The organism is Rufibacter ruber (assembly GCF_001647275.1).
Taxonomy (GTDB): domain Bacteria; phylum Bacteroidota; class Bacteroidia; order Cytophagales; family Hymenobacteraceae; genus Nibribacter; species Nibribacter ruber_C.
The window spans coordinates 1-23,104 of record NZ_LRMM01000077.1; the positions used below are offsets into that span (position 1 = coordinate 1).

At 52.4% G+C, this 23,104-nt stretch carries 15 protein-coding genes; 13 read left to right on the forward strand and 2 right to left on the reverse strand.

The genetic code is table 11. The features are described from left to right. Positions 1-364 precede the first annotated feature (364 nt). The 12 genes from A8O25_RS19605 to A8O25_RS19660 all read left to right on the forward strand — a co-directional run bounded on the left by A8O25_RS19605 (position 365) and on the right by A8O25_RS19660 (position 18,880). Positions 365-1,675 (forward strand): MFS transporter, encoded by a 1,311-nt coding sequence (locus A8O25_RS19605; RefSeq protein ID WP_082893771.1) that lies wholly within the window; start codon positions 365-367, stop codon positions 1,673-1,675. 5 nt (positions 1,676-1,680) lie between these two features. Beyond that, positions 1,681-3,087 (forward strand): FAD-dependent oxidoreductase, encoded by a 1,407-nt coding sequence (locus A8O25_RS19610; RefSeq protein ID WP_066838703.1) that lies wholly within the window; start codon positions 1,681-1,683, stop codon positions 3,085-3,087. Between the two features lie 249 nt (positions 3,088-3,336). Beyond that, a complete protein-coding gene (locus tag A8O25_RS19615; protein WP_066838705.1) occupies positions 3,337-4,248 on the forward strand; it encodes an endonuclease/exonuclease/phosphatase family protein in 912 nt (303 codons plus the stop codon). A 484-nt stretch (positions 4,249-4,732) separates the two neighbouring features. Beyond that, positions 4,733-6,073 (forward strand): alkaline phosphatase family protein, encoded by a 1,341-nt coding sequence (locus A8O25_RS19620; protein WP_066838708.1) that lies wholly within the window; start codon positions 4,733-4,735, stop codon positions 6,071-6,073. 39 nt (positions 6,074-6,112) lie between these two features. Continuing rightward, positions 6,113-7,429, forward strand: coding sequence for an MFS transporter (locus A8O25_RS19625; RefSeq protein WP_066838712.1), 1,317 nt, complete (start codon positions 6,113-6,115; stop codon positions 7,427-7,429). Positions 7,430-7,504: 75 nt separating this feature from the next. Further along, on the forward strand, positions 7,505-8,506 hold the full coding sequence (locus A8O25_RS19630) for a 2-hydroxyacid dehydrogenase (protein ID WP_066838713.1): 1,002 nt from the start codon (positions 7,505-7,507) through the stop codon (positions 8,504-8,506). A 6-nt stretch (positions 8,507-8,512) separates the two neighbouring features. Beyond that, positions 8,513-9,973, forward strand: coding sequence for an FGGY-family carbohydrate kinase (locus A8O25_RS19635; protein ID WP_066838716.1), 1,461 nt, complete (start codon positions 8,513-8,515; stop codon positions 9,971-9,973). Continuing rightward, positions 9,970-11,427, forward strand: coding sequence for an FGGY-family carbohydrate kinase (locus A8O25_RS19640; RefSeq protein ID WP_066838718.1), 1,458 nt, complete (start codon positions 9,970-9,972; stop codon positions 11,425-11,427). The genes A8O25_RS19635 and A8O25_RS19640 overlap by 4 nt, the downstream gene beginning before the upstream one ends. After that, entirely contained in the window at positions 11,420-12,019 is a 600-nt protein-coding gene (locus A8O25_RS19645) for a histidine phosphatase family protein (RefSeq protein ID WP_066838721.1), read from the forward strand. Before A8O25_RS19640 ends, A8O25_RS19645 begins: the two co-directional genes overlap by 8 nt. A gap of 375 nt (positions 12,020-12,394) precedes the next feature. Then, positions 12,395-13,387 carry a glycerophosphodiester phosphodiesterase family protein gene (locus tag A8O25_RS19650; protein ID WP_066838724.1) on the forward strand — a complete coding sequence of 331 codons (993 nt, stop codon included), beginning with the start codon at positions 12,395-12,397 and terminating at the stop codon, positions 13,385-13,387. Between the two features lie 289 nt (positions 13,388-13,676). Beyond that, entirely contained in the window at positions 13,677-15,323 is a 1,647-nt protein-coding gene (gene pafA, locus A8O25_RS19655; RefSeq protein WP_066838740.1) for an alkaline phosphatase PafA, read from the forward strand. Between the two features lie 938 nt (positions 15,324-16,261). Further along, entirely contained in the window at positions 16,262-18,880 is a 2,619-nt protein-coding gene (locus A8O25_RS19660; protein WP_161947797.1) for a PAS domain-containing sensor histidine kinase, read from the forward strand. A gap of 354 nt (positions 18,881-19,234) precedes the next feature. On the opposite strand, the gene A8O25_RS19665 is transcribed toward A8O25_RS19660, so the two are convergent. Then, complete coding sequence (locus A8O25_RS19665; RefSeq protein WP_082893773.1) at positions 19,235-19,990, reverse strand: DUF4625 domain-containing protein; 756 nt, start codon at positions 19,988-19,990, stop codon at positions 19,235-19,237. Positions 19,991-20,008: 18 nt separating this feature from the next. After that, the gene (locus tag A8O25_RS19670; RefSeq protein WP_066838731.1) at positions 20,009-20,698 is read right to left on the reverse strand and encodes a hypothetical protein; all 690 of its coding nucleotides are present in this window, start codon (positions 20,696-20,698) and stop codon (positions 20,009-20,011) included. 1,661 nt (positions 20,699-22,359) lie between these two features. On the opposite strand from A8O25_RS19670, the gene A8O25_RS19680 reads away from it, so the two are divergent. Further along, on the forward strand, positions 22,360-22,725 hold the full coding sequence (locus tag A8O25_RS19680) for a hypothetical protein (RefSeq protein ID WP_066838737.1): 366 nt from the start codon (positions 22,360-22,362) through the stop codon (positions 22,723-22,725). Positions 22,726-23,104 lie beyond the last annotated feature (379 nt).

Genomic DNA, 23,104 nt, shown 5'->3' on the forward strand with positions numbered 1-23,104 from the left:
GTTTCTGGGCTGTTTTTTGAAAAACAGCCCAGAAACGCAAAGGCTTAACTTTTTGAGTGCTCTTCCATAGATCAAACCAACAAGGAACAAGCGTAGAAAACGTGAGGCTACCACCAAACCGCATACAGCTATGCAAGGCTCATCTGTTGATCAGTTACACAAAAACGCTACTTCCCCATGACACCACTTGCAATCTTAGATGCCTGATTATATTTTATGAATCTTTATCCATTTTTAAATTTGTTTAAAAAATTTAAATTTTCTTTATTTACAGAGCTATCTACTTTCATTTATGGCAAAACCGAAAGCAACTACTTAACACACCACCAACACCTGAACCTAACAAACAAATCCCCAAGCACCCATGGCCTCACTGCTTCCCCCTAACCGGCGACGATGGTTTATCATCCTGGTCATTTTCCTGGCCATTGTCTTCAATTACTTTGACCGCCAGATCCTCTCCATTCTCAAACCAGTTTTGAAAGAGGAGTTTAGCTTAGATGACTCTGGCTATGCAGTGGTCGTCAACATTTTCACGGTGTGCTATGCGCTTATGTACCCGGTCACGGGCTGGCTGGTAGACCGGTTTGGCGCTAAACTCACCATGTTTTTCGGGATCATAGGCTGGTCGTTGGCATGTCTGGGCGGCGGTATTTCCAAGAGCATAGGGCAGTTCACCTTCTTCAGGGGCATGCTGGGCATGGCTGAACCCACCAATTTCCCGGCGCAGCTACGGGTCATCACCATCTGGTTTCCGGGCAAAATGCGGGCCACCGCCAACAGCCTTTGCGTGGCGGGCAGTTCCATTGGGGCTATCATTGCGCCGCCCCTGGTGGCCTGGCTGGCGCTGGCGTTCAACTGGCAGTTTGTGTTTCTGGTGGCCGGAGCGGTGGGGCTGGCCATTGCCGTGCTGTGGATTTTCATTTACCGCGAGCCACCCGCAGAAGTAGCCCGCGAGGCCGTAGGCACCGGCAACCCCGCCGACAGCACCGCCTTCACCTGGCGACAATTGTGGGGCACTCGCACCCTGTGGGGCATCTTGCTCATCAGGTTCATCAGTGACCCTGTGTGGTACTTCTGCCTTTTCTGGCTACCGGGCTACCTGCAAGAAGAGTCTGGCCTGTCTTTACAGCAGATGGGTATGTTTGGGTGGATTCCGTTTCTCGTAGCAGACCTGGGCGCCATCGCCACCTCAGCGTGGTCTGACCGTCTGGTAAAGAAAGGCAAACAGCCCCTTATGGCCCGCAAAATCATGCTCACAAGCGTGGCCGTGCTGGCGCCGCTGTGCGTGCTCACCCCATACATCCCCAATCCTTTCGTCACTTTATTCATCTTCAGTATTGTAGGCATGGCCTGCCTCAGCTGGCTGTTCACCGTGAGCGTGGTGGTGGCAGAGGCCTTCCCGGTCAACAACGTGGCCAGCGTATTGGGCATTGCGGGCGGGTTCGGGGCGGCCGGCGCAGTGGTGTTCAACTACTTCGTGGGCCAATTAATGGGCACCCTGGGCGCCGAGCGCATCTTCATTTCCATGGCGCTGCTGCACCCCTTGGCCGTGCTGGTGCTCTGGACCATGGTGCGCCCTGAAAGACCCAAAGCCAAGGTATCTGTCGGCAGTGCACCAAGCCCTACCCACGCTCCTCAAGTAAATACTTCAGAATTAACGCTTAACGTGTAAATAGCATGAACGAGAATCTTTTAACAGTCAACGAACCCGCCAGAACCGTGCCCGTGCGCCTGGAGACCGATGTATTGGTGGTAGGCGGAGGTCCGTCTGGCATTACCGCCGCCTTGGCTGCCGCCGAGGATGGCCTCAACGTAACCCTCATTGACAGCCGCAGCTTTCTGGGCGGCAACATGACCATAGGCTTGCCTATTCTGGGCTTCCTGGGCCAGAAAGGCAACCAGATCATCAAAGGCATTCCGCAGAAATTCATAGACCGCCTGGCCGCCCAAGATGCCGCCAGCGAACACCGCCCCTGCCCCCTGCACATGAGCCTTACCTTGGTAGAACAAGAGGCCGTGAAAAATACCGCCCTGGACATGCTCACCGAAGCGGGCGTAAACGTACTGCTCTATGTGTTTTTTGCCGATGTGGTCATGGACGGAGACAAGCTGCGGGGCGTGGTGATTGAAAGCAAATCTGGCCGGGAGGCTATTCTGGCTAAGACCGTGATTGACTGCAGCGGCGATGCCGATGTAGCCTTTAAAGCCGGAGTTCCCTGTGAGCAGGGCAATGAAACCGGCGGCGCCCAGCCCCCTACCCTCATGTTCTGCCTGGCCGGCGTAGACACCGATAAACTGCGCATGAGCATCGCCCAGGAACCCCGCACATACCTCACAGACTTTATCCCGGCAGAGTATTTCGGGCAGAACCACCAGTTTATTGTGGTAGGCATGCGCAACCTCATGCAACAGGCCCGCGACGCCGGTTTTGACCTGCCCGTGGAAAGAACCATTCTGATCACTGGTTTGCGCAAGGGCGAAGTGTGGGTAAACATGACCCGCATCAACGGCGTGGACGGCACCAACCCGGCCAGCCTTTCGCATGGTGAAATTGAGGGCCGCCGCCAGGTGATTGAGATTCAGAAATACCTCACCGCGTATGTACCGGGCTTTGAAAACGCCTACTTCGCCAAAATGGCGCCGTTCCTGGGCATACGGGAGACCCGCCGCATTGTGGGCCAGTACGTCATGACCAAGGAAGACATCCTCAGCTGCGGCCGCTTTGAAGACGCCGTGGCCGTGGCCAGCTACCCGCTGGACATCCACCACCCGCAGGGCGGCGGCTGCACCCTGGAATGGTGCGGTGACTGCTATGACATTCCGTACCGTTCGCTGGTGCCGCAGAAAGTAGAAAACCTGCTGGTAGCGGGCCGCTGCATCTCCACCACCCATGAAGCTATGTCGGCTATTCGGGTAATGGCACCGTGCATGGCCATGGGCGAGGCTGCGGGCCGGGCTGCCAAGATTGCGGTGAGAGCGGGCGTGGCGCCGTCACAAATTGACGTGAAGCAACTGCAGGAAGAACTGCTGGCTACGGGCGCCTACCTGAGACCGGCCCCGGTGCAGGAAATGCAGGAAGCATAGCCCCAAGCATTTCCGTTTAGGGGCTGTTTTTCTGAAAATAACCCCTAAACGGAAAGCATTACCCCAAGTCTCTCCCTGTAAACCTACATGATCCTTCCCCAGAGGGAACAGCGCTTTTTTAACAGTTCTTATTTCCTTTCAGGAAGTTTTTACTCAAACTTTTCATTTGCGTTTTAGGCCTGTTTTAGGAAAAACAGCCCCTAAACGCAACATCAACCAAGGCTTTCCCCAACCATCCCTTTCCACCCCATGACCTCCAGAAGAACCTTTTTGAAAGGCGTCAGTTTAGTCGCCCTCGGTCCCTGGCTGAGCCAACTGAACTGGGCATCGGCACCTGTAGCAGAAAAAAAGAGCAGCAACACGCACCGGGTGCTGTGCTGCAACATACGGGTGGCGCTTCCCGAGGACGAGGCAAAGGGCGTTGGCTGGCCCCAACGCCGCGACATCTGCCTGCAGGTCATCAAAAACCACAAACCTGACATCCTCTGCCTGCAAGAAGTACTAAAAGTGCAGTCTGATGACTTCAGAAAGGCTTTCTCCGGGCACCAGCTCTTCGGGTTTGACGGACCTGAGATGGATGCAACCCCCACGGGCTACCACGGCATCGCCAAAAACCCCATCCTGTTTTCCACCGCCCGCTATGAACTGATCACCGGTGGCACCTTCTGGCTGTCAGAGACACCGCTTCTGGGCGGCAGCCTCTCCTGGAACACGGCGCGCGCCCGCAATGCCAGTTGGGTAAGGCTCCGGGAAAAGAAAACAGGCAAGGAATTCAGGGTAGTGAACACCCACCTGGACCACAAGGCACAGGAAGCCCGGGAAAAGCAGACGAAGCTACTCCTGGAGGAAGCTGCCCAATATCCCGCCAATTTCCCCCAACTCCTCACCGGCGATTTCAACGCAGGCGCCAACAATGCCCTTCACACCGCCATCAGAGAAGCTAACTGGAAGGACTCCTACACCGAGGTAAATGGCCCAACCGAACCAGGCGTGACGGCGCATGGCTTTCAAAGCGAAGAAGCCAAAAAAAACAGCAAGAAGATTGACTTCATTTATACCAAAGGCCCAGTGAAAGCCTTGGCGTCAACCATAATCAAAGACAAAATCAAAGGGCAGTTCCCCAGCGACCACTATTTCGTCTCCGCCGATATTCTTTTATAACCCATATAGCCAAGCAGATAAAAGATACTGAGCATAATTAGCTTACATTCAGGCACACCTGGTTTGAATCACCTAACACATAAAGCCTGATCACTGAATCTGGAATTGCCGCCACCCCAGATTGACTTCTATTGAAAGTATACCCGGCTTATCTACCTAGTGCGTCTTCCCTTACCACAGCACTTTATTGCCCCTATACTCTTAACAACTGCTCTACTCAAAGCTTTTCGCCTTTTAATTCGCTTTCAAGATTTAATTTTCTCACTTAAGTTAATTTACATATACTTTACTTTTGTTTAATTTAATTAAATTTCATTTATTTGAATAACCCAGACCCTACACTACTACTTCATCAAATTTTAAAAAAGAAAAGCCTTACCAGTAAAAGTTTGACAACCCGGCAATGCGAAGGCATACTCAGGCAGAAAGCTTGAAGAGAGAATTATCCTTGTCCTTGTTATTTCCTGACCTTCACCCCTGTCACATGAAACCATTCATCTTCACGGTCCTGTTTGCTGCCTCTTTCTGCCTCCACGCCTTAGGGCAGGGCGCCAAGCACGTGGTATTGATTACCATTGACGGTTTCCGGCCAGACTTTTACCTGGATCCCTCCTGGGGAGCGGTGACCCTGCAACAGATGACGGCCGGTGGCGTGCATGCCAAAGGGGTGAACGGGGTTTTCCCCACGGTTACCTTTCCGTCACACACCACGCTGGTAACCGGAGTAAAACCCGCCAAACACGGCATCTACTACAATGACCCTTTTGAGCCCCAGGGTGCCACCGGCAAGTGGTACTGGGAGTACAGCGCCATCAAAAGCCCCACCATCTGGGATGCATTACGACAAGCCAACCTCACCTCGGCCTCCGTGCTCTGGCCGGTAACAGCGGGCGCCCCCATAGATTACAACATCCCAGACATCTGGCCCATCGGCAACTCAGACCGGCGGGAGATTACGGCTAAGAACGGCACACCCGGTCTCTGGGCAGAACTGGAGCAGAACGCCACCGGAAAGCTGGAAGCCCACGACTTCAACCTGGACAAAGATTACCTGAGCATGGATGACAATGTGGCCCGTATGGCCGGTTACCTGCTCAGGAAATACAAACCCACCTTCACCACCGTGCACCTGGCGGCGGTAGACCACGCGGAACATGCCCAGGGCCGCCACGGCGAAAACGTCAGAAAAGCGGTAGCCGGGGCAGACCATGCCATCCGGTTCATTCTGGAGTCATTGGAAAAAGCCGGAATCAAAAACCAGACGGCGGTGATTGTAACCGGGGACCACGGCTTTGTAGACCGTCACACCAACATCAATCCCAACGTGTGGTTGGCCAAGGCCGGACTGATCAAAGACCTCAAGAAAGATGACTGGAAAGCCCAGTTCAAATCGGCGAGTGGCTCCACCTTTCTTCACTTAAAGGACAAGAACGACAAGAAGACCCTGCAGCAGGTGCGGCAGATATTAGCGGCGTTGCCCCAAAGCCAGCAGAAGCTGTTCAGGGTGCTGAGCCAGCAAGACCTACTCCAAGCCGGTGCCGATCCTAACGCGGTTCTAGCATTGGCTCCGGTACCGGGCATCTCCTTCGGGAACTCCCACACAAGCCAGGCCTTCACTTCTTCGCAGGGCGGCACGCACGGCTACTTCCCAGATTTCCCAGACATCCAAACCGGCTTCATAGGGTATGGGGCCGGTTTTAAGAAAGGCCAGGTCATCGCAGAGATGGAACTGGTAGACATTGCCCCGCTGGCCGCCAAACTGCTGGGCCTGCAACTCCCCGCCGCAGAAGGCATGCTGTATCCTGGAATTATTACGCTTAAATAAATAGAAGTAAATCAATAAGTAAGCCTAAACAGAAAAGACATGCAAAACCATTCAACTGCAGGAAACTCCATCCTGGACAAAGCCGGCATCCCGAGCCAACTGGGCTGGGGGTACTTGGGTATTCTCATTTTCATGATGGGCGATGGCCTGGAACAGGGATGGCTGAGCCCGTACCTGCTGGAGCACGGCATGTCTATCCAGCAATCGGCGTCTTTGTTTACGGTGTATGGCGTCACCATCGCTATCTCGTCCTGGTTCTCCGGGGTGTTGGCCGAAGGCTATGGCGCTAAGAAAACCATGGCTTGGGGTCTGTTGCTCTACATTGCGGGCACCATCGGGTTTGTAGGCTACGGAATGACGGATCTGAACTTCCCCATGATGCTGTTCACCTACGCCCTGCGCGGCTTTGGGTACCCGCTGTTTGCCTACTCGTTCCTGGTCTGGATTACGTACCGCAGTCCGCAGCAGAAACTGGGCCGGGCCGTGGGCTGGTTCTGGTTTGTATTTACGGGCGGCTTAAACGTACTGGGCGCTTATTACTCCAGCTGGGCCATTCAGGAACTGGGCTACATCAACACCATGTGGAGCTCTATCTTCTGGGTACTGGTGGGCGGTTTGTTCGCGCTAGTCCTGAACCGAGATAAATTTAAAGCCAGCAATACCAACGCCGGGGCCAAAGCCCAGGAACTCATGAAAGGGCTCACCATTGTAAAGGAAGAACCCAAAGTACTTTTAGGCGGATTGGTACGCGTTATCAACACCACGGCACAGTTCGCTTTTCCGGTTTTCCTGCCCACCTACATGGCGGCCCATGGCTTCTCTACCACAGAATGGCTGCAAATTTGGGGCACCATTTTCACCGCCAACATCGCTTTTAACCTCATCTTTGGGTTTGTGGGCGACCAATTGGGCTGGCGCAACTCCGTGATGTGGTTTGGCGGCATGGGCTGCGCCATTTCTACCCTACTGTTTTATTACGCGCCGCAGCTCATGGGCAGCAATTTCTGGGCAGTAATGCTGGCCGGTGTGCTCTGGGGCGCTTTACTGGCCGGGTACGTACCTCTCTCGGCGCTGGTGCCTTCCCTGGTTAAGAAAGACAAAGGAGCTGCCATGGCTATCCTCAATCTAGGTGCCGGGTTACCCGTGTTTCTGGGCCCGGCCATTGTAGGCGTGTTCATTGGTATGGTTGGGGCCGAAGGGGTGGTCTGGATTCTGGTCGGTCTCTACCTGCTCAGCGCGGTGCTTACTAAATTCATCACCTTACCAGACAATGCCAAAACCGCCCATTTAGTCAAAGAAGAAGCGGCTCCCCTCCGGCAGGAGGAAAAAGAATTAAATCCATCGGTCATCATATAAACCCTCACCCCAGGCAGGTTCGCTTCCCCCAGCCGGCCTTTCCAGAACCATTCATTAGAGACTTAAACTACGCTTATGAGAATTTTAATAACCGCCCCTTACCACGAGAAAGCACAGCACGTGTTGCAGGAAACCTTTGGCGAAGTCATCTACCGCCCCTGGAAACCGCACGGCCGCGCCTATAACGAAGAAGAACTCATTGGTCTGCTAGAGGAAACCCAAGCCGAAGCCCTCATCACCGAGCATGACCACGTGACCCAGGAAGTCATCAACGCATATCCAGACTTGCAATTTATAGGCGTCTGCCGCGGCACCCCTTCTAACGTGGCCGTTGAGACCGCCACTGAAAATGATATTCCAGTGTTCCATACTCCCGCCCGCAACGCCCAGGCCGTGGCCGAAATGTTCGTGGCCAACGTGATCACCTTCATGCGCAACACCATTGCCGGCTGCGCGTGGCTGGAGGGCGAAAACTGGGAAGCTGGGGCACATACGTCTTACCTACAGTTCAAAGGCAGCGAGTTGGCCGGTAAAACCATCGGCATGGTCGGCTTCGGGGCTATTGGCCAGCGCATTGCCAACATGGTGAAATGCTTCCCCTGCACCATCCAGTTCTATGACCCTTACACCGAGTCGCCGGACCCAGATTACCAGAAAGTAAGTTTGGAAGAAGTCTTCGCTTCCAGCGATATTGTGTCGGTGCATTTACCGGTTACCCCCCAAACCACGGGCATGATAGATGAAAGCCTTATTTCGCTCATGAAACCAGATGCTATCTTCGTGAATACCGCCCGGGCGATGGTGGTGAAACGGGAGGCTCTGCTAGACGCCCTGGAGAACAACCGCATCAAAGGCGCCATACTGGACGTGTTTGACCATGAGCCCCCAGATGAAGTTGACTATAAAATCATTCACCACCCGCACGTACTGGCCACCCCGCACATTGCCGGGGCCACGTTTGAGGTGGAAGACCATCATGCCTATATTATGAATGACGCGCTGGTGGCCTGGTTCATCAAGGAGGACAAGAACATTAAGCAATTGGCAAACAAAGAAATACTGGCCGTTAAAAGCTAAGCAAACATGGCTGCACAGGAAGCATTTATTATTGTAGACATTGGCACGGGAAACGTACGCGTGGCCGTGGCTGCCAAAAACGGCGAAGTGCTGAGCGTAGAGCGGGACAACATGCCCTACCAGACCGATGCGCTGTACCCCAACTCCATCTTCTTTGATCCCAACCGCTTGTGGAGCGTCATTACCAAGCTGGCTATAACCGCCCTAGAAAATGCGCCGGATGTAGAGGTAAAAGCCGTCACGGCCACCAGCCAGCGCGAGGGCATTGTCCTGATTGGCCATGACGGCGGTTCCCTTATTGGGCTGCCCAACATTGACCACCGGGGCCGCGAATGGGACTTCATCATGCAGGATAAAAGCTACATCTATGAGCTGGCAGGCCGTTACCCAACTTCCCTTTTCTCGGCCTTGAAATTAGTGGGCGTACGGGAGCGGCGACCGGAGCTCTGGGAGCAGACCCGCACGTTTTTGAGCATCAGTGACTGGGCGCAGTACATGCTCAGCGGTGTGGCGCGTTATGAACATTCTCAGGCCTCTGAGACGCTGCTCTATGATGTGGCCCGCAAATCCTGGTCTCCTGACCTGTGCGCCATCTTTGACATAGATCCCATGCTGCTTTCTCCATTGGGAGACTCGGGCACTGTGTTGGGCACCATTACCCCAGCGGCGGCGGCGGCTTTCCAGATTTCGCCGGAGGCCCAGGTCATCATCGGCGGCGCCGATACCCAATTGGCCGTAAAAGGCACGCAACCCGCACTAGACGATGTAGTCATTGTCTCCGGCACCACTACCCCCATCTTTAAGCTGGTGAATGAGTACATCACCGACGTGCGCGAGCGCTCCTGGACCAACCGGCACATAGACGAGCATACCCTTGCCGTGGAAACCAACGCGGGGGTCACCGGCCTCAACTACCAGCGCCTGAAAGAGATTTTCTACCCCCATGAAAGCTACGAGGTTATTGAACAGGAACTGGCTCAGGTACAGGAAGCCTGCTGTGTGGCTTCTCTGGGCTCTCTGTTAGCTGATGAGAAAGGCCCTATCACCAAAGGCGGCTTCATCTTTCCGGCTCCGGTAACTCACACGTTAACCCGGGCGCACTTCGTGTGGGCCACCTTATGGGACATTGCCTGCAGCATCAAAGAGAACTTCAACTCGTTGCATGACATCTCAGCGGTGGAGCAGGACTACGTGTGGGCCTGCGGGGGCGGGTTCCAGAGCCAACTGCTGCGCCAGTTCATAGCAGATCTACTCAACAAGAAAGTCTATCTGCGCGAAAACTACCGCCAGGCCACCGTGGTAGGCGGCGCTCTTATCTGCAACGAGGCCCTGGAAGAGACTAGCTACGCCCCCTCCCCGCCTCTAGTGGTAGAGCCACAGGAAGACAGCCGTTACCTTGCTCTTTATGAGGAGTGGAAACGGACGCGCCAAACGTTCAAACACATTTGTGAGGAGGCGGTAGTATGACCGCCCCTTACTTTTTAGGCATCGACATTGGCACCCAGGGTGCCCGCGTGGTGCTGCTGGACGTTGCCGGAGACCAACTGGGCAGCTCTGAAGAAGCCTTCCCACTCAGCAACCAATCCAGAGAAGAACAGTCGCCTACGGAGTGGTGGGCGGCGTGCAAGCGTTCACTAAAAGCTTTACTAGCGGATATAAGCGGCGAAATAAACCTGGCACACATCAAAGCAGTATCAGTGACGTCTACTTCCGGCACGGTGATTCCCTTAGATGCCCGGCACCAACCCTTGCACAACGCCCTCATGTACAGCGACGGTCGCTCTGCGGCGGAAGGGAAACTTTGCAAAAGCGTGGCCGAGGCTTACCATCCCAGTGGCTATACCGGGTTCAACGCTTCCAGCGGCTTGTCTAAAATGGTCTGGTTTTCGAATCAATTTCCGGAAAAGGCCGCCCAAATAGCCCACTGGATGCATGCCACAGACTTTATCATTGGTCAACTGAGCGGCGTTTGGGCTGTGACCGACTACACCAACGCCCTCAAATCTGGCTATGACGTGCAGGAAGGTTTCTGGCCAGCCTATATTCATGAGCAACTGCCGCTGCAAAAAGAATGGCTGCCTGCCGTGGTTCCTTCTGGTACACCCATTGGCATCTTAGCCTCGGCCTTGGCCGAAGAACTAGGATTATCTCCCACCCTACAGGTAGTGGCGGGCATGACCGATGGCTGCGCCTCTCAGGTGGCCTCCGGGGCCGTAAAATTAGGAGACTGGAACACTACCATCGGTACTACGCTGGTGGTAAAAGGCGTGACCCGGCAGCAAATCAAAGACCCCGAAGACCGCCTCTACAGCCACCGGCACCCGGAGGGCTACTGGATGCCGGGCGGGGCCAGCAACACCGGCGCCGACTGGGTGACCAAAGAGTTTCAGGAAGATTTAGCCGAGTTGAACGAACTAGCTGCGGCCATCATTCCTTCGGGGCATTTGGCGTATCCCTTGCGCCAGCAGGGTGAGCGGTTCCCGTTCATCGCGCCGCAGGCCCGCAGCTTTGAGCCGGAAGGTTTGTCAAGGGCCGAACGGTTTGTGGCGAACATGGAAGGCGTAGCCTACGTGGAGAAATACGCGTTTGACCTTATTCAGCAGCTTTCCGGTGAAGAGGTGAGGGCTGTGTACACCGCCGGCGGCGCCAGCAACAGCGAGGCCTGGCTTACCATCCGGAGTAACGTGCTCAACCTGCCCATTTACAAAATGCGGCACGTGACCGGGGCCGTGGGTGCCGCCATTCTGGCCGCGTCTAAAACACATTTCACCTCCATTGAAGAAGCCACCCAAGCCTTAACCCAAATAGAAAAAGAAATCCATCCTACTCCTGCCCTGAGCCAGGCCTACGCCAAAAGTTACGCCGATTTTTTGCGCATCTTGCAGGAGAAAGGATACATCTCTGATCACCAATATGCTTAACGTTTATTTACTGCGCCACGGCCAGACTGCCTGGAACGCCGACGGCAACCGGTACTGTGGCCGCACCGATTTACCGCTTACCCCCAAGGGCCTGGAGCAAGCCCAACTCGCCGCCGCCCAACTCCAGAACGTGACCTTTGACGCGGTGTACTCTTCGCCGCTGGAGCGGGCCTATAAAACGGCGCAACTGGCCAGCGGCAACCTCCCCGTGACCACAGATGAACGCCTCATTGAAGCTGATTTCGGGTTATGGGAAGGCAAACGCAAGGAAGAATTCATCCCGGAGAACGAAGCGCTTTGGCAGGACTGGTGCCAGGACCCTATGCAGACCAAAGCCGGCGGCACCGGCGAAACGGCAGGTGAGGTCATTGCCCGGGTGGAGGACTTTTACATGTCGCTGGTGAAGAAACACCCCGCGGGGAACGTGCTCACGGTGGCGCATAATGGCGTGAACCGTTTTTACCTGGCCTACAAACTGGGCATGCCCGTGCGCAATTACCGCAAATTCGTGATTGACAACTCGTCGGTGACCATGTTTGAACTGGATGCCGTGGGCGAGCTTTCCTTGGTGCACCTCAACAGCAAACTGTAGCTGGCTTGCCTACGGCTGCTGGCGGCACTACCCGTCCGTTGCGTTTAGAGGCTGATTTTCGAAAAACAGCCTCTAAACGCATTCTGGGGCAAGTATCGGCTTGTGATCACGGTTTGGGGCTATTTTCAGAAAAACAGCCGCTAAACACAAATCCGGCCACCCATAGCTCACGCGCGAATGGTTGCAAATGAGAGAACAACAGAGAACTCAAAACAGCTTACCGGCGAGAATTTTCACCAATTGCGTTTAGAGGCTGTTTTTCAGAAAACAGACCCTAAACGCAACTCGGCATACATTCATCTTCTAGTCAAATCTGCCAGAGAGGTGAAGTCTTCTTGGCATCTTTTTTACCTTACCGTCTAACCCCAGACCTTTATGCGATTATTCAAGCCATCTTTTCGCCTTCAAGTTTCTGCCGTTGGGGCAGGCCTCGCGCTTCTGCTGTTGGGTAACCCCAGCCTGGCGCAGCAAAAAGAGCCTTTGCAGAACCTCAACATCAAGAACACCAAAGAGCTGCACCAGTTTTTCAAGTACACGGGCAAAGACGTGCCCATTTTGAGCGGACACCGGGGCAGCATTGTGAAAGGTTTCCCGGAGAATTCCATTCCCTCTTTTGAGGAGACGCTGCGGCACACGCCCGCCTTCTTTGAGATTGACCCGCGCCTCACCAAAGACAGCGTGATTGTACTCATGCATGACGCCACCCTGGACCGCACCACCACCGGCACCGGCAAAGTGGCTGACTACACCTGGGCAGAACTGAAGAAACTCAAACTCAAAGACGTGGAAGGCAACGTGACCGAATACGGCATTCCTACGCTGGACGAGGTTATCAAATGGAGCAAGGGCAAAACCGTGGTGAACCTTGATAAAAAAGACGTGCCGTTGGCCATGACCGTGAAAAAGATAAAGGAGCACAACGCTGCCGCCCACGTCATGGTCACCGTGCATAACGCCAAGCAGGCCAAATACTACTATGACCAGATAGAGGGCATCATGATGTCGGCGTTTGTGAAGACGAAGAAAGAGCTGGAGTCTTACGAGAAAGCGGGCGTGCCGTGGAGCAGCATCATGGCCTACGTGGGGCCCGAGGTAAAACCCGAAACGAAGGAGGTCATGGACCTGCTGCACGCCCGCGGCGTGATGTGCATGGTCTCAGCGGCGCCTACCTATGACAAACTCCCAGACCCAGCTGCCCGCCGCACCGCCTACCAAGAAGTGTTCAAAGCCGGGGCCGATGTGCTGGAATCTGATTTGCCCATAGAAGCGGCCGCGGCCATCCAAACCCTGCTCCCGCCCAAAAGCGCGAAAGCCAAATTCTTCAACAGAGGTCCCAAAAAAGAGAAAAGAGTCCTGGTGCGGCAATAATCCCGCTCTTAAAGAATGGCCTTCCGGCCGATTTCAGTTCTGATGTTCCTCCACGCCAATTCCTGTTTTTGAGCTGTTTTCAGAAAAACGGCCCCTAAACAGGAATCGTGACTGGGGCAAAGCATTCGCCGTGGCGCATTCATAGTCGCTTGCTTACAATTATCCTTTCATATTGTTCTCACTTGTTTCAATTCTTTACTATTTTGTCCTTACTTTTAAAAAATTTAAAATTAAGCTCTTCATCTGCTTCCTAACAGACAGGCCAACACCCTCTTGAATGAATTCCCTCATGAAAAAATTTGTAGTATTCTTCACCCTTCTCCTGCACCTGGGTTACCAGGCCACCTCCGCCCCCAAAGCCAGCAAAGACAAAGTAGACCGGCCCAAGCTGGTGGTGGGCATCGTCATTGACCAGATGCGCTGGGACTACCTGTACCGCTTCAATGACCGCTACGGCAAAGACGGTTTCAAGCGCCTGCTGCGCGAAGGTTTCTCCTGTGAGAACCACTACATCAATTACCTGCCCTCGGCCACTGCCGTAGGCCACTCGTCTATTTACACCGGCTCGGTGCCCGGCATCCATGGCATTACCGGCAACAGCTGGGTAGACCAATTAACCGGCAAGACCGTGTATTGCACCGAAGACAACACCGTGCAGACCGTGGGCAGCGCCGCCGCCACTGAAGGGCAGATGTCGCCGCGCAACATGCTGGCCTCTACCATCACCGACGAGCTGCGCATTGCCACCAACAAGCAGTCTAAGGTGGTGGGCGTTTCGCTGAAAGACCGCGCCTCTATTCTGCCCGCCGGGCACATGGCCAACGGGGCCTTCTGGTTCGATGATGAGTCAGGTAACTTTATCACCAGCACGTTCTACATGCCTACGCTGCCCGAGTGGGTGCAGAACTTTAACAAGCAGCAGCGCGCCGCCGAGTTCATGAAACAACCCTGGCAGACGCTGTACCCCATTAACACCTACAAAAACAGCGACGAAGACGCCAAAGCCTATGAGGGCCGTTTGCCCAGCGAAACCACCACTACCTTCCCGCACAACCTACCCGCGGCCTACGCCAAGAAAAAAGACGCTTTCCGGACCACGCCCCACGGCAATACCTTCATTCTGGACTTCGCTTCGGCAGCCGTGAACGGCTACAGCATGGGCCAGGGCGAGGCCACCGATTTCCTGACCATCAACTGCGCCTCTACAGACTACGTGGGCCACATGTTTGGGCCTAACTCCATTGAGATTGAAGACACGTACCTGCGTCTGGATCAGGATCTGGCCAAATTCTTCAAGTTCCTGGACAGCGAAGTGGGCAAAGGGCAGTACCTGGTGTTCCTCACCGCCGACCACGGCGTAGGCCACGCCATTGGCTATTCCCAGGAAAACAAGCTGAACGGCGGCAATTGGAACTCAAAGCCCGTGCAGGCCGAGCTGAACAAAATGCTGGCCTCCACCTTCGGGGCCGAGAATCTGGTGCGCTCCATGTCCAGCTATCAGGTGCACTTTGACTGGGACCAGATAGCCGCCAAGAAACTGGACATTGACCTCATTAAAAAAGCCGTGATTGCCAAGCTGCAGATGGAGCCCGAGGTGATGTACGCCGTAGACATGGGCAACGCCAACGCGCATTTGGTGCCGTTTACCATTAGAGAGCAAATTGCCAACAGCTACAACCCCAAACGCACCGGCAGCATCCAGATTCTCCTGAAACCCGGTTACGTGGCCACTACCTCTAAAACCGGGGCCAGCCACGGCGCCTGGAACCCGTATGACACCCACCTCCCGCTCCTGTTCATGGGCTGGAACATTAAACCGGGCAGCACCAACATGCCCACCTATATGACCGATGTGGCGCCTACCCTGGCGGCCCTGTTGCACATCCAGACGCCTAACGGCACCGTGGGCAAGCCTATTACGGCGGTGGTGAAGTAAACGCCTAATACTAGAGTATTTAGACCGAGGGTGCGTTTAGGGGCTGTTTTTCGGAAAAACAGCCCCTAAACGCACCCTTCTTTTTGTGGCTACTCCCCAGTTGGCTTTATCATTTTGATGTGGTCAATGCCGTCCTCGTCATACACGTCACTGGACTGCACCAACCCCAGGTGTCTCTACTACCATCACCGGCTTTACCGGAAATAAAAAGCCCTTTAGTTCCTTGTAGATACAGCGTCACCAGCCATGAAGTATGTCAGGAGGAGACGGGCTTACCCTATTCTGAAAAATACAACCCAGCCTCCTACTCTAAGAGAGAACAGCCCCCACAGCAGGTCCAGAAAAATGCTGCGCGGATAAACATATTTGTAAAATACTATATTTATTACCATCTTCGGTCTCCTTCTTTCTCAATTACTAAATAGAACTTAGCCAAGTAACACCATGATAAAACGCATTAATAATATCTCAATTTTTGATCTTAGAAACATAAATCCTTATCTTTAAGCTACTATTAGTTAGCATGTTATTTAATTTTTTTTAATAATCACACCATCTTCCTGGCAGCGTTTTGATTCATATTGTATTTAAGCTTTTATTCTATTTGGTGAGTAATGCACATTAAACGAACCCTTTTTTGGGTGTTTTGGGTTTTTTCGGTTGCTTTTCTCTGCATCACTTTTTTTACCGCGTTAGTTTATAGAGACCTTAAGTCAACCTACTCTCTTAGCAAAAGAGAAACCGCCTCTTTACAAGTTTTAAAAACGGTAGAGTCCCTTTACCAGAATTTACATGAAATTGAAGAGGGCAGGCTGAAGTTTGCTGCGGCCCAGCAACCAGAGCATCTGGCCCAGTTTGAGCAGGCACTTTCGCAACATCAGGAAAACCTGCAACAGCTGCAGAGAATACAGGTTCAAGACAGGGCAGAAGCGTTGTACATGCGCCGGCTCATTTCATTAAACCACCAGTACCTAGCCCTGGCTACCCGTTTCTTTCGCCCCGGCAAAAAGTCTGGGGGCGCTGTTGCCGCATATCCTCAGACTTCTACCGCCATGGACTCTATCAGGTACTATGCACAGACAATTGAGGAGAAGGAACGGGAAAGCCTGCAACTGAATGACCAGGCCAACACAGACAAAAATGAAAATACGCTCGCCATCTTCCAGGTATTTTCTGTACTCATGCTCCTCTTTTTTATTGGCAGCTTTTTGATGATCAGAAAAGCCCTGATCAGCAGAAGCAAGGCAGAGCAGAGCCTTGAGGAGCAAAAACAGATCTTCTCCAGCCTGTTCTACCAAAGCCCCATCATGCTGTCTCTGGTTGATATGGAGACCAGGCAGTTAGTAGACACCAATGAAAGCTCCCTTAGATTTTTTGGCCACACCAGAGAGCAGGCCCTAGGCGGCACCGCTGCTCAGTTCAATATTTTTGTTTTCCCAGAGCAGCGGGAACAGATGATTCAGCAACTGGAGGAGAACGGGCAGGTGCGGAATTTCCTGGTGCAGGCAAGGGATAAAGACGGCAATATCCGGCACCTCTCCTTCCATCTGGACAAAGTACATCTGCACAACAAACCTTGCTTATTGTTCGCCTTTACAGATATCACAGACCTTATTCTGGCACAGGAGAAATCAAAGGAAAGCGAACTCCTGTTTTCCCAGGTCTTCTACAAGAGCCCTATTATGAAGGTGATCTCAGAGATGGTAACCGGTAATTTCTTAGAGGTGAATGATAACTACCTTCAGTTCTCTGGTTTCACCAGAGAGGAGCTAATTGGCAAGTCCAGCCTTGATCTAAATCTATGGCTCTCCCCTGAAGACCGCGCCAGCATCATTAGGGAGCTCCAAACCAAAAAAGCAATCCGGTCGCTTGAGTTACAGGTCAGGAACAAGTCAGGGGAGGTGCGTACAGTCTCTTTACACGGCGACCTGGTCCATCTGAGCGGGAAAGAATGCCTGCTCACGGCCTTTGTAGACATCACAGAATCTAAGAATGCACAAAAGTTAATCCAGCAGCTCAACAGCTCCCTTCAGCAGGACGTGCAGGCACACATTAAAGAGATTGAAGACTATAAATACGCGCTGGACCAGTCTTCTATTGTGGCCGTGACTGACCAGAAAGGCACCATTACCTATGTGAATGATAATTTCTGCCAGATTTCACAGTACACCGCCCAAGAGTTGATAGGCCAGAACCACCGCCTCATCAATTCTGGCCATCACTCCAGGGAGTTTTTTACAGGACTTTGGCGAACCATTGCCTCTGGCAGCATCTGGAAAGGCGAGATAAAGAACAAGCGGAAAGACGGCACCTTCTACTGGACCGCCACCACCATTGTACCCATCCTCAACGAGCAGGGCAAGCCCAGACAGTATCTGGCCATCAGGCAGGATATCACAGACAAAAAGAAGAATGAAGAGGCCCTGCTGCTGGCCATGCAGGAATTGGAGCAAAGCACCAATCTGCTCAAAGACGCCCAGGCCCTGTCACAGCTGGGCAGCTGGGAGTATAACTTTCAAACCACAGAAGACATGTGGTCTGATGAATTTTACCGAATCCTGGGCACCACCCCCTCACAGACCAATGCCGGGCTGGAGAACTTCCTGAGTTTTATCCACCCAGAGGATCTGGAGCATGCTACCCAAGCCCTGTACTCTACCCTGCACAAAACCAAAAACTCATTTTATTGCCGTATTGTGCGTAAAAACGGAGACATCAGGTACCTCTATAACGAACTGAAGGCCACCATCACGGCCCCACATGAAGTAATCAAACTGACCGGGATCATACATGATGTTACCAAAGAGCGGGCAGCACAGCTGGAGAAAGACCAGATTACCGCAGACCTGCTGCAGCGCAATAAAGACCTGGAGCAGTTTGCCTATATTGTTTCGCATAACCTCAGGGCGCCGGTGGCCAACATCATGGGGCTTTCCAATTTGCTTACTTCCCAGAGCATAGCCCCTGCTGACACCCCGAAGGCCATGCACGGCCTGCAGACATCTGTGAACAAACTGGATAGCGTAATCAAAGACCTGAATGAGATCCTGCAGGTACGGCAGGAGGTAAATGAGAAAAAAGAGGTGGTGAACCTGCCTCAGCTGGTAGAGGATATAAAAGCCATGCTCTCTACTGTCATCTCCAAAGAAAAGGTACAAATTCTTACTGATTTCACCGCGGCAGAAGAGGTCCTTTCCCTGAGGAGCTACCTCCACAGCATTTTCTACAACCTTATTTCCAACAGCATTAAATACCGGCAGCCCCATGTGCCGCCCGTAATCCAGATAAAAAGCACCGTCTCTCAGGCACGGCTCCACCTCACGTTCACAGACAACGGGCTGGGCATTGATCTGGTGGGCCAGAAAGACAAGCTGTTTGGGCTATACAAGCGGTTTCACTTTCATACAGACGGGAAAGGAATTGGCCTGTACATGGTGAAATCCCAGGTAGAGGCATTGGGTGGAAAAATACAGGCCGAAAGCGAAGTAAACCAAGGCACCACCTTCAGCATTGAGCTGGAAGTGCCCCATTCCCAGGAAAATCAGAAGCCGTTGTAGGTACGTGTTTTCTGATCTGACCCCAGTATCCGTTCTGTTTTCGCTGTTTTTTCAAAAACAGGCCGAAAACAGGAAAGAAGGGTTCCTCTCCTTACCTTTAACAGGAGGATGATTTTTTCATTCCGAAGGATGATATTCCTGCACATTCCAAGGGAAGCCTCTCCTTAGAATGACGTTTAGTAAAGCAGGATGTTCCTGTTCTGTTTTCGGCTGTTTTTGGGAAAACAGGCGAAAACAACAGGTAGACACTTAGCCTTTGAGGAGCTTAAACTTCTAAACTAGCAGCGTTGCCGCCCTAAAAGCATTCTTATCTTGGCGAATAGCCAAAGCTCATCAATTCTGATTCATCAGGCACTATTTCTTATCAAAATGCACCTGGTACGTGATGGCTTTACCCGCCTGGTCAGTGAGTTTCAGGTTGACGTGGTAATGCCCGGCGGGTGCCGCAGAAATATCTATGCTTTTGCTGAGGGCGTAGGTGGTTTTCCCTACTGATTCAGCGTCTGACAAGGTAAAGTCCCGGGTCCAGGCCGAGGATTGCACCTGCACCGTAATGGTGGCAATTTTGTTGGGCGCGTTTACGGTACCTGTCACGTTCACCTGCGTTCCCGCCGTGCTGGGCTCCATTTTCAGACTTGTCACGGTAGGCAGCGTGGCGTCTTTGACCACGTTGAAGGTAGACAAAGATTCGGTGCGGTTTCCCAGCTCATCTGTGACAATTATGAGGAGGTCATAGCCTTTGACGGCGGCGTCTGCAGGAACCGTCAGGTGCTCATGGAAAGAGGTGTTTTTCAACCCGGCATAGTAACCTGTATAGGTTTTCACAAACGTCCAGCCGCTGCCTGAATTGGTAGGCGTAATCTGCACCTTGATGTCACGGATTTTGCCAGGGGCCTCAATGGTGGCTTCCAGGTGGAAATCCATACCGGGATGAGCGGTTTTGTTGTTGGCCGCACCTACTTCCAGTTCAGTGATGGTGGGTTTAGCGACAGGCACCACATCTTCGTCATCGTCTCCGCAGGAAACCAATAATGAAGTAAACAACAGCACAAACAAAGCTTTTGTAAATGCTGCAACAGGTTGAGAAAGTGTATTCTTTAGATTTTTCATGTCTTCTGGTGTCTTAACTTATTGTTGAGTGTAGTTTCCGTAGTAGAACAGGCCGCTGGACCTGAACACAGTCAGCTGATTGCCGTTCACGAAGCCAATCTCCGTGGTGCTGCCACTTTTGTAGCGGAACGCGCTGTTATTGAGGAGTTCCACAGCATTTGCATTGGCATCCAGGGCGGCTGCATCTACTCCAGTGCCAAAGGCCGTACCTTGCGCGTTGAACTTGTACATCAGGTTAGGGCGGTTGCTCACAGGCCCCATTTTAAACTCCTCGCCTTTGAAGGTTTTGCCCGCCAATTGATTTTCCTTGGCCAGCGGCAACAGGTTTCCCGTGGCTTTGTATTCCATGGTGAGGGCTTTGTAGTAGGCCCAGGTTACCTCGCGTTTCTCATTGAGCTTGAACTTGGCGATGCGGTAATTGTTGGGGTCAGAGATGGTGACGATCAGGGAATCTTTGGTGAGGGTATAGTCACCTGTGAGATTGTTTCCCGTGCCCATAAACACCGCTTTGTTGTTCTCCAGCAGCGAGATAAAAAAGACGCTGGTGTAGGAATTGCTTTGCGGTGTGATGGTGCCCGCCACAAAATGGTCAGTAATGACAAATGGTTTCTCAGAGGGTTTCACCTCCTCGTCCTCATCGCCGCAGGCGGTAAAGGTGAGTAAGACTACCAGTAAAAAAAGGAATTGCTTTAAATATGATGGGGTCATGATATAACTTGTCTAGTGCACAGGGGCACAATTGATTTTCAAAAATTAATAGAAACTGACTGGCTGGTACAGTCAACAATTGGGGCTAGCTAACAGCCAATGGTCTGTGGCTAGGCATGGTACAGAAGGCGAAGGAGGCCCCCTTAGATATAGTATGGAAGGAGCATCGCCCACAAAGCGAGACACAGTGTGCCACCGCCATTGCGGCTTATGGCAAATAGGAACAACGCCAAGCCAGGGCGCACCTGGCCAATCCCCATCCACTTGGAAATGGCACAGCGCACAATGGTCTAGTGTGGCAGAAAAGGCTTTGGCGGTAGGATGATGTTTTTTGGGGTGGTCCACCACCAACCCGTGCAGGGGTCCGCTCAGGCTGGCCAGCAATAAAATCCCGGCCAGCCAACCTCCTCTAAAAAAAGTCTGCTGTCTACTTTTACGCATGAAAAATCTGCCAAACTCTTCACCTTTCTTAGGGCATGCCACATTGCTATCCTCAGATGTTTAAATCCAGGGCGGGGAGCAACGGTCACCACGACCTGTTAAGCAAGAAAGGGAAGGAAACTACAGAAACACCTCTCCTGGTGGCTTTCGCAACCGGAAATGGACGCTAAATTGAAAAGGTGAAACAGCTGGCCCGAAGTTTACTTAAAGGGTCCATGCTGCTTCTGAACACAGGTATGAATCTCAACCTCTGGGCAAGAAAGGAAAGCACAGGAATTACTGCTCCCAAGGAAATGGAAACAACACAGCCTGCCTCTATTGGAGGAAGAGGAAACTTACGCTTGGGGAGGAGGTGTAAAAATGGGCAAGGAGCTGTTGCTCCAATGAATGCCATAAAAAAGAGGAAGTACCGGGTCTTCCATTACCAGACTATGGAAGGTATATTCCTCCAGGTGCGTTGGTAACATGTCTGCCAAAAGTGACTTTGTCAGAGGAGCGGCTTGCCTGGGTTCTTCCCGTTCAGCGGCAGCTTTAGACAGGGAACAAAGTGCCGAGGTTTGGGTAGCGGGTTCTTCCAGGCCGTGCAAGAGGGTATGGAAAGCTGGCACAGCCACCCTGAACAACAGCAGAGCCTGCAGCGCCAAAATGCACATGTACCGGTATGATTGCTTTCTCCCCAATTTACTTTCTGTTGATGCTTTGACGCAGATGATGCGCCGCAAAAGTATAACTTGTTTTGATAAAGCACCCTGTTCAGGAGTATTAAATTTAGTCTAAAGCTCTTATTAGCTTGACAACCTGAGGCATACTCTGGGGCTTTACGGTTGTTTTTGAGCTGTTTTTCAGAAAACAAGCCAAAAACAGAATAGTAGATTAGCTCATTTCATTTATGAAACAGCTTCTGGTTGTTCATGATCATGAAGTACCAAATCTGCAGCATCCGGCACCAACCAATCGCTGGCAGAAGAGAAGCAGTAAAAAGCTGGTGAAAGCAGGAAGCCCCTAAAGCAGGAAGGCATGAAACGAAGGAGGTTATGACCCAATTTTATAATTCACCTTGCCTATCTTAGAACGAATAAACTGCTCTACTATTGAATGCCTGGCACTAAGTGACTTGTTACAAAGAACTAGCGGCTAAATATATTATTAGATTTATTTGCTTCTAAAAAACCAACCCGTTTATCTTTACGCATTGTTGCTGCTCATAAGAACTCTCTGTTGTGGTAAAAAGAAAGGTGTTCCGTGCCATCCCCATCATCATGCTCCTGCAGCTACTGCTGGGCATGCGGGTGTTGCTGCCTGCCTTGCACGGCCTGTACCACCAGGCCAGTGAGTTGCACCACTGCTCAGAAACACCTGACCTTTCTGCTATCTGTACTATCTCCAATTCAGTAGAAATCCAGCAGAAAAGCACCAAAGCCGTGGCGCAGGCAACGGTTTCTCCGGTGTATGACTTTATGCAACCCCAAGCGGTTTCTGTACCGGAACTCCTTACAGCTGAATCTTCGCCTGAGGTCAGCATGCTTTATCAGCAAGAAGTCCCTTTACTGGACATTGCCATTCCTACCCCACCTCCCCAAGTATAACTTTTTTCTCAAGTAGATTCTGTGAGGCAGTTCCTGCCTTGATAGGCTGCGCGCATTCTTTTCTGTCCAACAGGCGGTAAGGTTCCTATTCGTTCGCCACTTTTTTACAAGAACGGCACCGGCCAGTTTCCGCTTGCAGCACAATTTGTGATGCAAGAGAAATCTGGCGGTCCCAAAGGAAGGGTTCATAGAATGGGACCATCCCTAAGGCGTGCAAAAATTCACCTGCCCTCAAAGTAAATACGGCATTCCGGCACAGAGAATAGCACATTCTCGTGCCTCTTCCATCTGCTGGTGCTGCATTTCTGTTTAGGGCTGTTTCCGGAAAACAGACCCTAAAACCAGAAAAATGCAAGCACCAGCAGATGGAACTTACTTC